12 protein-coding genes are annotated in these 12,805 nt (G+C 63.5%); 5 read left to right on the forward strand and 7 right to left on the reverse strand.

Going from position 1 to position 12,805, the window contains the following annotated elements:
- Window positions 1-93: 93 nt before the first annotated feature.
- On the forward strand, window positions 94-1,839 hold the full coding sequence (locus tag JW897_RS18145) for an ABC transporter permease (RefSeq protein ID WP_205467175.1): 1,746 nt from the start codon (window positions 94-96) through the stop codon (window positions 1,837-1,839).
- Window positions 1,832-2,902: an ABC transporter ATP-binding protein gene (locus tag JW897_RS18150; RefSeq protein ID WP_043591838.1), complete on the forward strand. Its 1,071-nt coding sequence runs from the start codon at window positions 1,832-1,834 to the stop codon at window positions 2,900-2,902. Before JW897_RS18145 ends, JW897_RS18150 begins: the two co-directional genes overlap by 8 nt.
- Window positions 2,903-3,372: 470 nt before the next feature.
- Here the strand turns inward: JW897_RS18150 and JW897_RS18155 are convergent, their stop codons facing one another.
- Window positions 3,373-4,458: a porin gene (locus JW897_RS18155; RefSeq protein WP_107732680.1), complete on the reverse strand. Its 1,086-nt coding sequence runs from the start codon at window positions 4,456-4,458 to the stop codon at window positions 3,373-3,375.
- A gap of 678 nt (window positions 4,459-5,136) precedes the next feature.
- Between JW897_RS18155 and JW897_RS18160 the strand changes: the two genes are divergently transcribed.
- The gene (locus tag JW897_RS18160) at window positions 5,137-6,414 is read left to right on the forward strand and encodes an O-acetylhomoserine aminocarboxypropyltransferase/cysteine synthase family protein (protein ID WP_205467176.1); all 1,278 of its coding nucleotides are present in this window, start codon (window positions 5,137-5,139) and stop codon (window positions 6,412-6,414) included.
- A 119-nt stretch (window positions 6,415-6,533) separates the two neighbouring features.
- On the opposite strand, the gene JW897_RS18165 is transcribed toward JW897_RS18160, so the two are convergent.
- Genes JW897_RS18165 through JW897_RS18175 form a run of 3 tightly spaced genes read right to left on the reverse strand, consistent with a single transcriptional unit; the run spans window position 6,534 to window position 8,536 of the window.
- Window positions 6,534-6,986 (reverse strand): BLUF domain-containing protein, encoded by a 453-nt coding sequence (locus JW897_RS18165; RefSeq protein ID WP_053077426.1) that lies wholly within the window; start codon window positions 6,984-6,986, stop codon window positions 6,534-6,536.
- A 46-nt stretch (window positions 6,987-7,032) separates the two neighbouring features.
- The gene (locus tag JW897_RS18170; protein WP_205467177.1) at window positions 7,033-7,962 is read right to left on the reverse strand and encodes an EF-hand domain-containing protein; all 930 of its coding nucleotides are present in this window, start codon (window positions 7,960-7,962) and stop codon (window positions 7,033-7,035) included.
- Between the two features lies 1 nt (window position 7,963).
- The gene (locus JW897_RS18175; RefSeq protein WP_205467178.1) at window positions 7,964-8,536 is read right to left on the reverse strand and encodes a LemA family protein; all 573 of its coding nucleotides are present in this window, start codon (window positions 8,534-8,536) and stop codon (window positions 7,964-7,966) included.
- A gap of 129 nt (window positions 8,537-8,665) precedes the next feature.
- Here JW897_RS18175 and JW897_RS18180 point away from each other — a divergent pair, with 129 nt between their 5' ends.
- Window positions 8,666-9,556, forward strand: coding sequence for a DUF2520 domain-containing protein (locus tag JW897_RS18180; protein ID WP_205467179.1), 891 nt, complete (start codon window positions 8,666-8,668; stop codon window positions 9,554-9,556).
- A gap of 119 nt (window positions 9,557-9,675) precedes the next feature.
- Here the strand turns inward: JW897_RS18180 and pncB are convergent, their stop codons facing one another.
- The 3 genes from pncB to JW897_RS18195 are packed head-to-tail and all read right to left on the reverse strand — an operon-like array spanning window position 9,676 to window position 12,175.
- Window positions 9,676-10,875 carry a nicotinate phosphoribosyltransferase gene (gene pncB, locus JW897_RS18185; protein WP_048415106.1) on the reverse strand — a complete coding sequence of 400 codons (1,200 nt, stop codon included), beginning with the start codon at window positions 10,873-10,875 and terminating at the stop codon, window positions 9,676-9,678.
- A gap of 17 nt (window positions 10,876-10,892) precedes the next feature.
- Complete coding sequence (locus tag JW897_RS18190; protein ID WP_048414983.1) at window positions 10,893-11,597, reverse strand: SAM-dependent methyltransferase; 705 nt, start codon at window positions 11,595-11,597, stop codon at window positions 10,893-10,895.
- The gene (locus JW897_RS18195; RefSeq protein WP_205467180.1) at window positions 11,594-12,175 is read right to left on the reverse strand and encodes a Maf family protein; all 582 of its coding nucleotides are present in this window, start codon (window positions 12,173-12,175) and stop codon (window positions 11,594-11,596) included. Before JW897_RS18195 ends, JW897_RS18190 begins: the two co-directional genes overlap by 4 nt.
- A gap of 107 nt (window positions 12,176-12,282) precedes the next feature.
- Here JW897_RS18195 and JW897_RS18200 point away from each other — a divergent pair, with 107 nt between their 5' ends.
- On the forward strand, window positions 12,283-12,786 hold the full coding sequence (locus JW897_RS18200; protein ID WP_048414981.1) for a YceD family protein: 504 nt from the start codon (window positions 12,283-12,285) through the stop codon (window positions 12,784-12,786).
- Window positions 12,787-12,805: the final 19 nt, after the last annotated feature.

Raw genomic sequence — 12,805 nt, forward strand, 5'->3', positions numbered from 1 at the left:
TCCGGCCGCCGCGGCCGGCGTTTCCGATGACTCAATCAGCCGTCCGCCGCGCGCGGACGGCGCAGAGGCCTGCGCGCAGGCCTGGGAGCAAGCATGAATTCCTCCATTAATCCGACAGCCCCCGCCGCGGCCGCCGGCGCCGCCGCGCACGGCGGACGGCTGGGTTGGAGCGCCGCCGGCCGCTGGCTGGTCTTGGGCGCGCTGGCCCTGCTGGTGCTGGCCCCGCTATCGCTGGTGATCTACCAAAGCCTGCTGGATCAGCCTTTCTTCATGGCGGACAAGAGCATGGGGCTGGCCGCTTACCGCTTTGTGTTCGCCGACCCCGATTTCTGGTCCGCGCTCGGCAACTCGCTGGTGATCGCCGCCGGCATGGCCTTGATCGCCATCCCGCTGGGCGGCGTGCTGGCGTTTGTGATGGCGCGCACCGATTTGCCCGGCCGGCGCTGGCTGGAGCCCTTGCTGCTGACGCCGGTGTTCGTGTCGCCGATGGTGCTGGCTTTCGGCTATGTGGTGGCGGCCGGTCCGGTGGGCTTTTACTCCTTGTGGTTCAAGCAGTGGTTCGGCGTGGAAGAGGTGCCTTGGAATATTTATTCCCTGCTCAGCATCGCGGTGGTGGCGGGCCTGACCCATGTGCCGCATGTCTATCTGTACGCGTCGGCGGCGCTGCGCAATCTGGGTTCGGACGTTGAGGAGGCGGCGCGGGTGGCCGGCGCCAGCCCCTTCCGCGTGGCGCGCGACGTCAGCTTGCCCATGGTGATGCCATCGATGCTGTTCGCCGGCGTGCTGGTGGTGTTCCTCGGTTTCGAGGTGTTCGGTCTGCCGCTGGTGCTGGGCGATCCGGAAGGGCATCTGGTGTTGGCCACCTATCTGTACAAGCTGACCAATAAACTGGGGGTGCCGTCCTATCACCTGATGGCGGCGGTGGCGGTATGTCTGATCGCGATCACCTTTCCGCTGGTCTTGTTGCAGCGCCGGCTGTTGCGCAGCGCCCAGCGTTTCGTCGCGCTCAAGGGCAAGGCCGGCCGCCAGCACCCCTTGTCGCTGGGGCCGTGGCGCTATCTGGCCTTGGCCATCGTGCTGCTGTGGCTGTTCCTCACCGTGGTGGTGCCGATTTCCAGCATCGCGCTGCGTTCCGTGGTCAGCCACTGGGGCGAGGGCGTGTCCTTGCTGGAAACGCTGACGCTGGATCATTACGCGCTGGTGTTCGAGGAGGACAACATCGTCCGCGCCATCGTCAACACCCTGGGCGTCGGCATCATAGGCGGCGCGCTGGCGGTGGGCTTCTACACCCTGGTCGGTTTCGCCGGCCACCGCCGCCACGATTGGGGCGCGCGTCTGCTGGACTATCTGGTGCTGTTGCCGCGCGCCGTGCCGGGCATCCTGGCGGGTCTGGCCTTCCTGTGGGTGTTCCTGTTCGTGCCCGGCTTGCAGGGCGCCAAGAACAGCATGCTGTCGATCTGGCTGGCCTACACCGTGGTCTGGCTGGCCTACGGCATGCGCCTGGTGCAGAGCGCCTTGCTGCAGGTGGGGCCGGAGCTGGAGGAGGCCGCCCGCACCGCGGGGGCCAGCCAGCGGCGGACCAGCCTGGACGTGACGCTGCCCTTGATCCGTTTCGGCCTGCTGTCCAGCTGGCTGCTGATCTTCATGATTTTCGAGCGGGAGTATTCGACCGCGGTGTATTTGCTGTCGCCGGGCACCGAGGTGATCGGTTCCCTGCTGGTGTCCCTGTGGGCCACCGGCGCGGTGGACCAGGTGGCGGCGCTGTCTGTGATCAATATCTTGATGGTGGGCGCCGGCTTGGCGCTGGCCTTGCGTCTGGGAGTAAAACTTCATGACTAAGCTGAGCGTGCGCGATCTGCATCTGAATTACGAGCAGAATCCAATCTTGAAGGGCGTTTCCTTTGATCTGGCCGCCGGCCAGGTCGTATCTCTGCTCGGCGCATCCGGCAGCGGCAAGACCACCTTGCTGCGCGCCATCGCCGGGCTGGAGCAGCCGTCGGCGGGCCAAATCCTGCTGGACGGCCGCCCCTTGTACGACGCGTCCGCCGGCTGCAATCTGGCGGTGGAACAGCGCTCGCTGGGCCTGGTGTTCCAGTCTTACGCCTTGTGGCCGCATCGCACCGTGGCGCAGAACGTCGGCTACGGCTTGAAGCTGCGTCAGACTCCGTCGGCGGAAATCGCCGCGCGGGTGAGGCAGATTCTGGACAAGCTCGGGCTAGGGCATTTGGCCGAGCGCTATCCGCATCAACTGTCCGGCGGCCAGCAGCAGCGCGTGGCCATCGCCCGCGCGCTGGTCTACAACCCGCCGGTGATTCTGCTGGACGAGCCCTTGTCCAATCTGGACGCCAAGCTGCGCGAAGAGGCGCGCGCCTGGCTGCGCGAATTGATCGTGTCGATGAATTTGTCCGCCTTGTGCGTCACTCACGATCAGGGCGAGGCGATGGCGATGTCGGACCAGATTTTGTTGTTGAAGAACGGCCGCATCGAGCAGGCCGGCAGTCCCACCGAGCTGTATTCCGCGCCGGCTTCCCTTTATACCGCGCAATTCATGGGCGCCAACAACACGCTGCAAGCCAAGGTGGCGGCCCGGGACGGCGACAGCGTGACCCTGCAGGGCGAGGGCTGGCAGCTGCGCGCCACCGCGCGGCAGGCATTGCAGGTGGGGCAGCAGGCGGAGGCGGTGATCCGGCTGGAGCGGCTGCGGGTGCAGGACGAGCCCGGCGGCAACAGCCTGCCGGCGCGCCTGATCGCATCGATGTATCTGGGCGACCGCTGGGAATACCTGTTGCAGCACGGCGATCTGCGTTTGCGCGCCTTTGGCCAGCAAGCCAGGTCTAACGGCGAGTGCTGGGCGGAGTTCGGGCTGGAGGACACCTGGGCGTTCGAGGCCGCTTCGGCTTGAGGGTGTTGCGGTAGTCGTTAGGTCGGGGGCAAGCCAAGCTTGCCCTTTTTTTGCGCCCGCATGCAGGGGAAGGCCGGGAGGGCGCATCCTGCAACTTGGGGCGAAGAGCCTATTCTATGTCCGCTGCGCTGTGGCGGGATGGGGCTAGGGCGTTGAGCTCGTCGTCAAGAATGTCCGTGCGTTGTGTGTGCCTCTTCTTCCGCCGCAAAGTTTGGCGGCGCTTTTGCTTATGAGGCTTTGGGTGGGCTAAAGAGTGGGAGCAAGCATTGTTCCACATGGTGTAATGGATGCGAGGGTGCGCCGCTGCAGCTGTATTCGCGTTGATCTTCTTATGTTTTTCCCGAGGCTGTCTCCACTTTGCCGGATGCAGGTGTGTGGGCGGCTGGGGCGCTTTTGAAGCAATGAAAAAGGCCCGCTTGCGCGGGCCTTTTTCTCATTCTGTTCGTGGGTTCTTGCGTCGAACCGACAAATTAGAATGCGTGGATCATGTTCAGGCCGAAAGCCTTCAGATCCTTGTTGGCGTTGTTCACGCCGCCTTTAACGTCGATCTGGCCGTATTGCGCGCCGAAGGTGGTGCGCTTGGAGATCGCGTAGTCAACGCCCAGCACGTACTGGTTGTAGCCGCTGTCGTTCACTTTAGCGCCGCCGATTTCAACCTTGTCGCCGCGGGCGTAGGTGAATTTCGGGGTGAAAGCGCCGATGGTGTAAGCCGCGGTCAGAGCGTATTCGCGGGTCTTGACGTCTTTGGTCAGGTCAACGTTGGTCAGGTCCAGGCCTTTGCTAACCAGATCGTACCAAGTGGAGCCTTTAACTACGTCCAGGCCGCCTTTTTCTTGTTGGTAGCCGAAAGCAACCAGCAGGTTGTTGGCGTTGTAGCCAACTTCCAGGCGATGCTTGTCGTTACGACGGGAGTTAACGCTGTCGATGATGGCGGTGCCTTCGCGCTGGAAGCTGTACTTGCCGAAGAAGCCGCTGTTTTCGTAGCCCAGACCCAGGTTGTAAACTTCGCGGTCGGATTGAACTTTGCCAGTGATTGCGTCAGCAGTGCCAGCTTTGTTCTCTTTGGTGCCGTATTGCAGAGCGGCGCTGAAGCCAGCGATGCTCGGCAGGTCGTAGCGTACGGAGTTCTTCAGGCGGTTGCCGTCACGGGTGAAGATGCCCAGACCCAGTGCGTCGTTGCGGTATTCCCAGCTGTCGACGATGCCCATATCGCTGTCCATGAAGTTGGACACGTTGCCCAGGCGCAGAGTGCCCAGGTCGCTTTGCAGGCCGATGAAGGAGTTGCGGTTGGCGAAAGTGCCGCTGCCGGAACCGGTACGGGTTTGGCCGTCGATGCCAAAGCCGGTTTCAACTTGCCAGATAGCTTTCAGACCGTTGCCCAGGTCTTCCTTGCCTTTGAAGCCGATACGGGAACCCAGGTCGTCGATGTTGGTTTGCTTGGTGGAACCATTGTCAACGTATTCAACGCCGCCTTTGATTTTGCCGTAGATGGTCACGTCAGCGAAAGCTGCAGCCGGCAGAGTAGCTACCAGCAGGGCGATCAGACTCTTTTTCATGGTCAAGTCATCCTTTTATATGGGTTTAGGAATGTGAGCAAATGCTATTGGCTAAGTTGTTTAAATGCAACTTTTCGGTAAACGCTGTGTTGCAAATCAACAACCAATTGTTGCTTTGTATGTGTGGTTTTACATGCGAATGTCTGCATAAGCCAATGAAGCAAATGGGGAAATTATGAAATTCACTCATTGGCGATCACTGTTGTAAAAAAACACTATCAAGCGGAAAGCGTGATGACAGGAGGGTATGCCGGGGTTTGGACGAGAGGAGAGCAGTGTGTGGCGTGAAAAAAAATGAGCCCGCGGAAGGCGGGCTCAAAAATCAACGTGACTTGAAGAGAATTCACGATGCTGCAAGAAGCACATCAAAATGAATTCGTATCTGAATCATAATAGAAAGCATTGGCTATGTAAATAGCTTGAGGTCCGACGTTTTTACGCATCGCTGTGATTTCGTGTGTGAGTGGCAACTCCTTGTTTGTAAAAACATAATTTGATTTGTTTGGTCTGGTTGATGATCAATGTCTCGGCTATTGTCTGTGCTCGCTTCCGCATAGATTGTTTGGTTTGGCGGTTTTAGGTTTCGCTTCTTTTGTTGGTTTCGGTTCCCGGTTAAGGTAGGCGGGTGGCATAGGCGGACGCCGCGCGACTCACTCTATAGAAGGAAGGACTGACGAGATGAAACTGGAAACCCTGGCGGTGCATGCCGGCTATGCGCCGGATCCGACAACCAAGGCGGTGGCGGTGCCTTTGTACCAAACCACCAGCTACGCTTTCGACAGCACCCAGCACGGCGCGGATCTGTTCGATCTCAAGGTGCAGGGCAATATCTACACCCGCATCATGAACCCGACCACCGACGTGTTGGAAAAGCGGGTGGCGGCGCTGGAGGGCGGGATTGGCGCCTTGGCGGTGGCTTCCGGCATGGCGGCGATCGCCTATGCGATACAAACCATCGCCGAGGCCGGCGACAACATCATCGCGACCAGCACCTTGTACGGCGGCACTTATAATCTGTTCGCCCACACCTTGCCGCAACTGGGCATCGAGGTGCGCTTCGTCGACTATCGCCGGCCGGAGCAGATCGCGGAGTTGGTGGACGCGCGCACCAAGGCGGTGTTCTGCGAGTCCATCGGCAATCCGCTGGGCAATGTGGTCGATTTCGCCGCCTTCGCCGAGCAGGCGCATCGTCATGGTCTGCCCCTGATCGTCGACAACACGGTGCCGTCTCCTTATCTATGCCGGCCGTTCGAGCACGGCGCCGATATCGTGGTGCACAGCCTGACCAAGTATCTGGGCGGGCACGGCAACAGCATAGGCGGCGCCATCGTCGACAGCGGCCGCTTTCCCTGGGCGGAGCACGCCGAGCGCTTCGCGCGCTTGAACACGCCGGACGTCAGCTATCACGGCGTCAACTATGTGGAGGCGCTGGGCGCGGCGGCTTATATCGCGCGGGCGCGGGTGGTGCCCTTGCGCAATATGGGCGCGGCGCTGGCGCCGTTCAACGCCTTTCTGATCTTGCAGGGGATTGAAACGCTGGCGCTGCGCATGGACCGCATCTGCGCCAACGCGCTGCAAGTGGCCGCGCATCTGCGGGCTCATCCGGCGGTGGAGTGGGTCGAGTACGCCGGGCTGGAGGATCACCCGGACCACGGGCTGGTGCGGCGTTACTTCGGCGGCAAGGCTTCCGGCGTACTGTCCTTCGGTATCCGCGGCGGCGCGGCCGCCGGCGGGCGTTTCATCGACGCCTTGCAACTGGTGACCCGGCTGGTGAATATCGGCGACGCCAAGTCGCTGGCCTGCCACCCGGCCACCACCACCCATCGCCAGTTGTCGGCCGAAGAGCAATTGCGCGCCGGGGTGCGGCCGGAAATGGTGCGTTTGTCGATAGGCATCGAACACATCGACGACATCCTGGCCGATGTCGACCAGGCGCTGGCGGCTGCCGCGTCTTAAGCCTTTGTGGGAACTTGCTTACGATTGAGAAAGAGGAATGCGCTGAGGATGCATGAGCATTGCGACGCCGTGCTCGCCGTGCCGCGCCTCAGGAGGCGAAGCAGATCGTGAACAGGTTCTCAGCCGCGGCGCAGCACTTGCGGATTCATGCCGTTGGGCAGGTGGTGGTGCCATTTGCCGTCGAGAAAGCTTTGGATTACTTGCTGGACCTTGCCGTGCAGGGTCCAGCCGGCGTCTCGGGCGATGGCGGCCGCGGACAGCGGCTTGCCGTCGGCTTGAGGCGTAGGGGCCAGGTATTCCAGCGGGTGGTTCGCCAGCATAGGGTGGTCGATTTCCTCGCGCGACAACAAGGTCAGCTGATGGTGCAGCGGGTCGCGCGCGATGCGTTGATAGAGCGCGTCGATGATGTCTTCCGGGCCTTCCAGGATTTGCAGGAAGTCGTCGTTCAGCATCAGCAGCACGCTGACGACGCCCTGGCTGCGGTTGTGGTCGCGGAAACGACGGATGCGGTTTTGCATGGTCTCGGCGGAAACCGGGTGTTGGGCTGCGCTGCTGTAGATCAGGCGGATCATGTGCGCTCCTGCCGCGTGGCGAGTGCTCTTGTTTCAGTATAGCGGTTCAGAACCGCGTCAGCTTGAGCCAAGCCAAGGCGCAGGCGAGCGCCACGGCGGCGTGCAGCCAGGCGCGGCGGCGGAACAGTCGGGCGCTCTGCTGCGGCGACAGGGTGGTGATGATCAAGGGCCCGCCTTGGTCGTCGCCCTGCAGCAAGAGGGAGGCGGGCTGTCGCGCCAGCTCCTGCTGCAGGGCGAGGACTTCGCCTTGCGCCGCGGCGCGCGCCAGCGACCACTCTTGCTCGCTGAGCTGGCCGTCTCCGTCCAGGTCGAAGCGGCGCAGCAGGTCTTCCTTGTCGTGTTTCCATTCCGCCAGTTTGGCGCCGATGTCCAGGCGCAAGTCCAGAGCGCTGGCGCGGGGCTCCAGCCGGCGCAGCTGGCCGCGGACATAGATGGCCTCGCCTTCGTCTATCCATTCCTCTATCAGCAGCATGCCGTCCTCGTGCCAGCGGCGCCGGCGGCGGACGGCTACTTGCGCTGCCTCGGGAAGGATGGTGGCTTCCGCGTCGCCGTCCACCAGCAGGAAGCTGTCGTCGCTGCTGACTTCCGGCGGGTTGGTGCGGGTCGCCAGCCGGTTGGAGCGTTGCATGGCCCATGTCAGCCAGTCCTCCCAGTCCAGCTTGCCGCGCTCGTCTATGCGCCAGCAGCGGTACCAGGCGCAGCGCCGGCCGCTTAAGGGGCTGTGGTTGGGCGCGCCCGGATGGCAGCGGGCCTGGCCGCATAATTCGACCTGGCCCAGCGCCGCGCTGGCCAGCCTGGAGGTGGGCGTGTCCGCTATTTGGCGATAATGGCGGTAATTCAGTCGCCAGCCTATCAGTCCGACCGCGGCGGCGATCAGCAGGCCGTGGCGAGCTTCGCCGCCAAGGAGCGATGCGGCGACGGCCAACAAATATAGGGCCAGGCCCAGGCCCGGCAGCAGGGGGGACGGCGCCGGCATGTCAGTGGCGCGCGAACAGCGCTTTCATGTCTACGTCGCGGGTTTCCGCGGCGGCGAAGCGCAGCGGCCGGGCCGGCGGGAAGTGGAACAGGCGGGCCAGCAGCACATCGGGGAACTGTTCGATGCGGGCGTTGTGGAGTTTGACCGCCTCGTTGTACAGTTCGCGGCGATCGGCCAGCGCTTCTTCCAGCTGGCTGATGCGCGCGCTCAGTTGAGAGAATTGCTGATCGGCCTGCAGCGCCGGATAGGCCTCGGCCACCGCGTACAGCTGAGTGATCAGGCCGTGCAAGCGACCTTCCGCGGCGCCTAGGGCTTCCGGGTCGCGCGCGCGGGCGGAGTCGGCCACCGCGCCGCGGGCGGCCATCACTTGGCTCAGGGTTTCCTGTTCGAACTGGGCGTATTGCCGGCACACCTCGACCAGCTTGGGCAGTTCGTCGTGGCGCTGCTTGAGGATGACGTCGATATTGGCCCAGCTTTGCGTCAACTGGTGCTTCAAATTGACCAGCGCGTTGTAAAGCGTGATCAGGTAGAGAAAGACGACGGCGATGACGCCGAGAAAAACGGCGAGCTGCATGATGGGTCTCTCCGGAGGCAGGCGTCGCCGATGCGCGGCGTCCTTGCCGGCATTATCGTGCAAGGCCGTTTTTTTGTCTGCGCCCGGATTCGACCTCGCGCGGGCGGTTTGGAATTTGCAGGGGGAAGCGTGATTCGGATCAACATCATAGGCGCGGGGCGTCTGGGCAAGACCTTGGCGGCGCTGGCGCGGCGTTCCGGCCGCTACCGGGTGCAGGACGTGATGACGCGCGGCGCGGATTCCGCCGCCGCCGCCTGCGCCTTCATCGGCATGGGCCGAGCGGTGACCGAGTGGGCGGATGTGTCCGCCGCCGATCTTTATTTGCTGGCGGTGCCGGACGCGGCGATCGCCGATTGCGCGCAGCGGCTGGCGGCGGCGAGCGTGCCGGCCGGCGCCGTGGTGTTCCACGCCAGCGGCGTCAGCGGCTCCGAATTGTTGCGGCCGGCGGCGGCGCGCGGCGCGCACATCGGCAGCCTGCATCCGGCGTTTTCCTTCGCCGATCCCGCTGTCGCGCTGGAGGGGTTTTCCGACGTGCTGTGCGCGCTGGAGGGCGACGCCGAGGCGTGCGCCGCTTTGCGAGAGTTGGCGCAGGCCATAGGCGGGCGGCCGTTTGAACTGGCCGACGGCGGCAAGCCGGCCTATCACGCGGCCTTGTCGGTGGCGTCCAATTATCTGGTGACGCTGACCGCCATTGCGCGGCACTTGGCCAGGCAGGGCGGCGTGCCGGAAGAATTGATTACGCCCTTGCTGGGCGGCCTGATGCGGCAGACCTTGGAGAACGCGCTGGCCTTGGGGCCGCAAGCGGCCTTGACCGGGCCCATCGCGCGCGGCGACGCGTCGACGGTGGCGCTGCATCTGCAGGCGTTGGACGACGAGGGCTTGCGCGCCGTCTATCAAGCCTTGGGCCGGCAGACGGCGGCGCTGGCCGGCGAGCGCCTGTCCGAGCCGGCGCGCCGGCAAGTGCTGAGCGCGTTGGGGGTCGCGGAGGACTCAGGGCCTGTTCAAAGTCTCGCGGGCTAGGACGAGACAAGGCGAAAACGGCCGAGCAAGCGGAGTGCGCGAGTGCTGCATGAGCGTTTCGAAGCCGGCACTCAGCGCACCATTTCCCTTCCGACGCGCAGCAGGCTTTGAATGGGCTCTCAGGCCGGTAGACCCACCTTGAACACCTGGCGCAGGTAAGCGAGGAAGGTTTCGTCGCTGCACATGGTCTTGCCCGGGCTGTCGGACAGCTTGGCCACCGGTTGGCCGTTGCAGCTGACCAGTTTGAGCACGATTTGCAGCGGCTCCAGCCCCATGTCGTTGGTGAAATGAGTGCCGATGCCGAAGCTGACCTGGATGTGCGGGCTGAAATGGCGGTGCAGGTCCAGCGCGCTGTCCACGCTCAGGCCGTCGCTGAAGGTCAGCATCTTGGTGGCCGGATCGATGCGCAGCTTGCGGTAATGCGCGATCGCCTTTTCACCCCATTGATAGGGGTCGCCGCTGTCGTGACGCAGGCCGTCGAACAGCTTGGCGAAGTAGAGGTCGAAGTCGGCCAGGAAGGCGTCCATGCCCACCACGTCGGTCAGCGCGATGCCGAGGTCGCCGCGGTATTCCTGCACCCAGGATTCCAGCGCCGCCTTCTGGAAATCGCGCAGCCGCACCCCCAGCGCCTGGAAGGCCTGGAAGAACTCATGGGCCATGGTGCCTATCGGGGTGATGCCCAGCTTCCAGGCCAGGTAGACGTTGCTGGTGCCGCGGAAGATGTCCGGCAGCGCGTTGTTCAGGCGCTCCACCACGTGTTGCTGCCATTCCCGGCTGAAACGGCGGCGGGTGCCGAAGTCGGCGATCAGCAAGGGAAAGCGCTGCCGCTCGGCCTCGCCGTCGCGGAAGCGTTCCAGCACGGCGATCTTGGCTTCCAGCCGGCGCAGGCCCTCGGCGCGGACCTCGGCCGAATCCAGGCGGCGGAAATACAGCTCGTTGACGATGGCGAGCACGAAGATTTCAAAGAACATCGCCTGCACCAGCGGGCCCTTGATGCGGATCACCAGCTCCTCATCCTGGCAGGACACGGTGATGAAGCGCCGCTGCAGATGGAACAACTCCAGATAATCGACGAAATCGCTCTTGATGAAGCGCAGCGTGCGCAGGTGGGCCAGCTCTTCCTGAGTGAAGTGCAACTGGCACAGCCAGTCCAGCTGCGCTTCCAATTCCTTCTTCAACTGGGTCAGCGGCATGTCCGGGCGGTTGCGGCACTTGAACTCGTACTCGCCGTGGGAGGCGGGGAATTGGTGCAGCACCACTTGCAGCATGGTGAACTTGTAAAGGTCAGTGTCCAGCAGGGAGTGGATCAGCGGCGGAATCTTGGCCATGGTCGGGCTCAGGCGGCGTGAATGATGAAAATGGCCGGGCGCTTGTGCAGGTCCGGCGCGTCCTTGGGCCAGTCCTTGACCCGGCGGCTGACGATGGTCTGGCTCGGCAGGGTCAGGTCGCAGGCCACCGCCAGCCGGGTGGCCGGGGACAGGGTGTCGCGCAATTGTTGCAGCAGCGCGTTGTTGCGGTACGGCGTTTCAATGAAGACCTGGGTCTCGTTGCGCTGGCGCGAACGCTGCTCCAGCTCCTTGACGGTTTTGGCCTTGTCGGCGGCGTCCACCGGCAGATAGCCGTGAAAGGCGAAACACTGGCCGTTGGCGCCGCTGGCCATCAGCGCCAGCAGGATGGAGGAGGGGCCGATCAAGGGCTCCACCCGCAAGCCGCGCTCGTGCGCCAGCGCCACCAGTTGCGCGCCGGGGTCGGCCACCGCCGGGCAGCCCGCTTCGGAAATCAGGCCCAGGTCGTGGCCGTCCAGCAGCGGCTGCAGCAGGGCGGCGACGTCGGCGGCCGGGGTGTGCTCGTTCAGCGTGCTCATGGCCAGTTCGCGGATGGGCGCGCTGACGCCCAGCGCCTTCAGATGTCTGCGCGCGGTTTTTTCGGCTTCCACCACGAAGCGGGTCAGGTGCAACACCTTGGCGCGCTCGGCTTCGGGCAGCCAGGCGATGGATTCGTCGCCCAAGGGGGCGGGGATCAGAAACAGGGTGCCGCTCATCGCAAAATCTCCACGCCTTCGTTGGCCAGCATCGTAATCAGTTTGAACAGCGGCACGCCGATCAGCGCGTTGGGGTCGTCGGATTCCACGCGTTCCAGCAGCGCGCCGCCAAGGCCCTCGCTCTTGGCGCTGCCGGCGCAGTGCAGCGCGTCCGGCTCGCGTTCCAGATAGTTGCGGATCTGCGCTTCGTTCAGTTCGCGCAGCGTGACGCGGGTGATGCCCACCGCTTCCTGCAGCCGGTCCTCGGCGCTGTTGTACAAGGCCAGCGCCGAGTGGAAGACCACGGTGCGGCCGCTCATCCATTGCAGCATCTTGACGCCGTTTTCAAACGATCCTGGCTTGCCTATCTGTTGTCCGTCAAGCAAAGCCACCTGGTCGGAGCCTATGATCAGCGCTTGCGGGTGTTTGTCCGCCAGCGATTGCGCCTTGGTGCGCGCCAGCCTCACCGCGGTTTCCAGCGCGGTCTCGCCCGGCAGCGGGGTTTCGTCGCACACCGGCGGTTCGGCGTGGAAGGGCAGGCCCAGGCGGGCGATGATTTCTTGGCGGTAGCGGGAAGTGGAGGCCAGTACGATCTGCATGATGTGGACGTCGCTTGTTGCGGAGCCGGGGCGGCCTGACGGCGCGCGCGGAGGGCTCCTTGTTTCTTTTGACAAATCAGGGGAATGGATTGTACCATGCGAGGTTTATGTCTAAACCGATTTTGATCGATCCGCTCAAGTTCGCCCGGGAAGGGCGTTCGCAGGCCGGCAAACTGCCGGTTGGCGAGCTGGATGAGCGTGTGCACAGCGACCTGTCCGACACCTCCGGGGACGTGGAATACGCCCTGGACGGTTTTCGCGACCGGTTGAACCGTTTGTCGCTGCGTCTTCATTTGTCGGCGGAACTCAAAGTGACTTGCCAGCGCTGCATGGAAAGTATGCCTTACAGCCTGGACACCGATTCGGTGGTCACCTTGTTTACCGACCCGGACAAGCTGGAAGAAGCTTGCGAGCAAGACGAAGAGCTGGACGCGATCATCGCCGAACCGGAACTGAACCTGACGGCGCTGATCGAAGACGAAATCATTATGGGCTTGCCGCTATCGCCGAAACACGACGACTGCGGCAGGGAAACTCTCTCGCTCGCCAAGGCTGACAAGCCCAATCCGTTTGCGGTGCTGGCGGCGCTTAAGAGACCCAAGTCCGAGTAAAACCCGGATTCGAACCGAA

Origin of the sequence: Chromobacterium alkanivorans (assembly GCF_016937655.1) — a bacterium.
In the GTDB taxonomy this organism is placed as follows: Bacteria; Pseudomonadota; Gammaproteobacteria; order Burkholderiales; family Chromobacteriaceae; genus Chromobacterium; species Chromobacterium alkanivorans.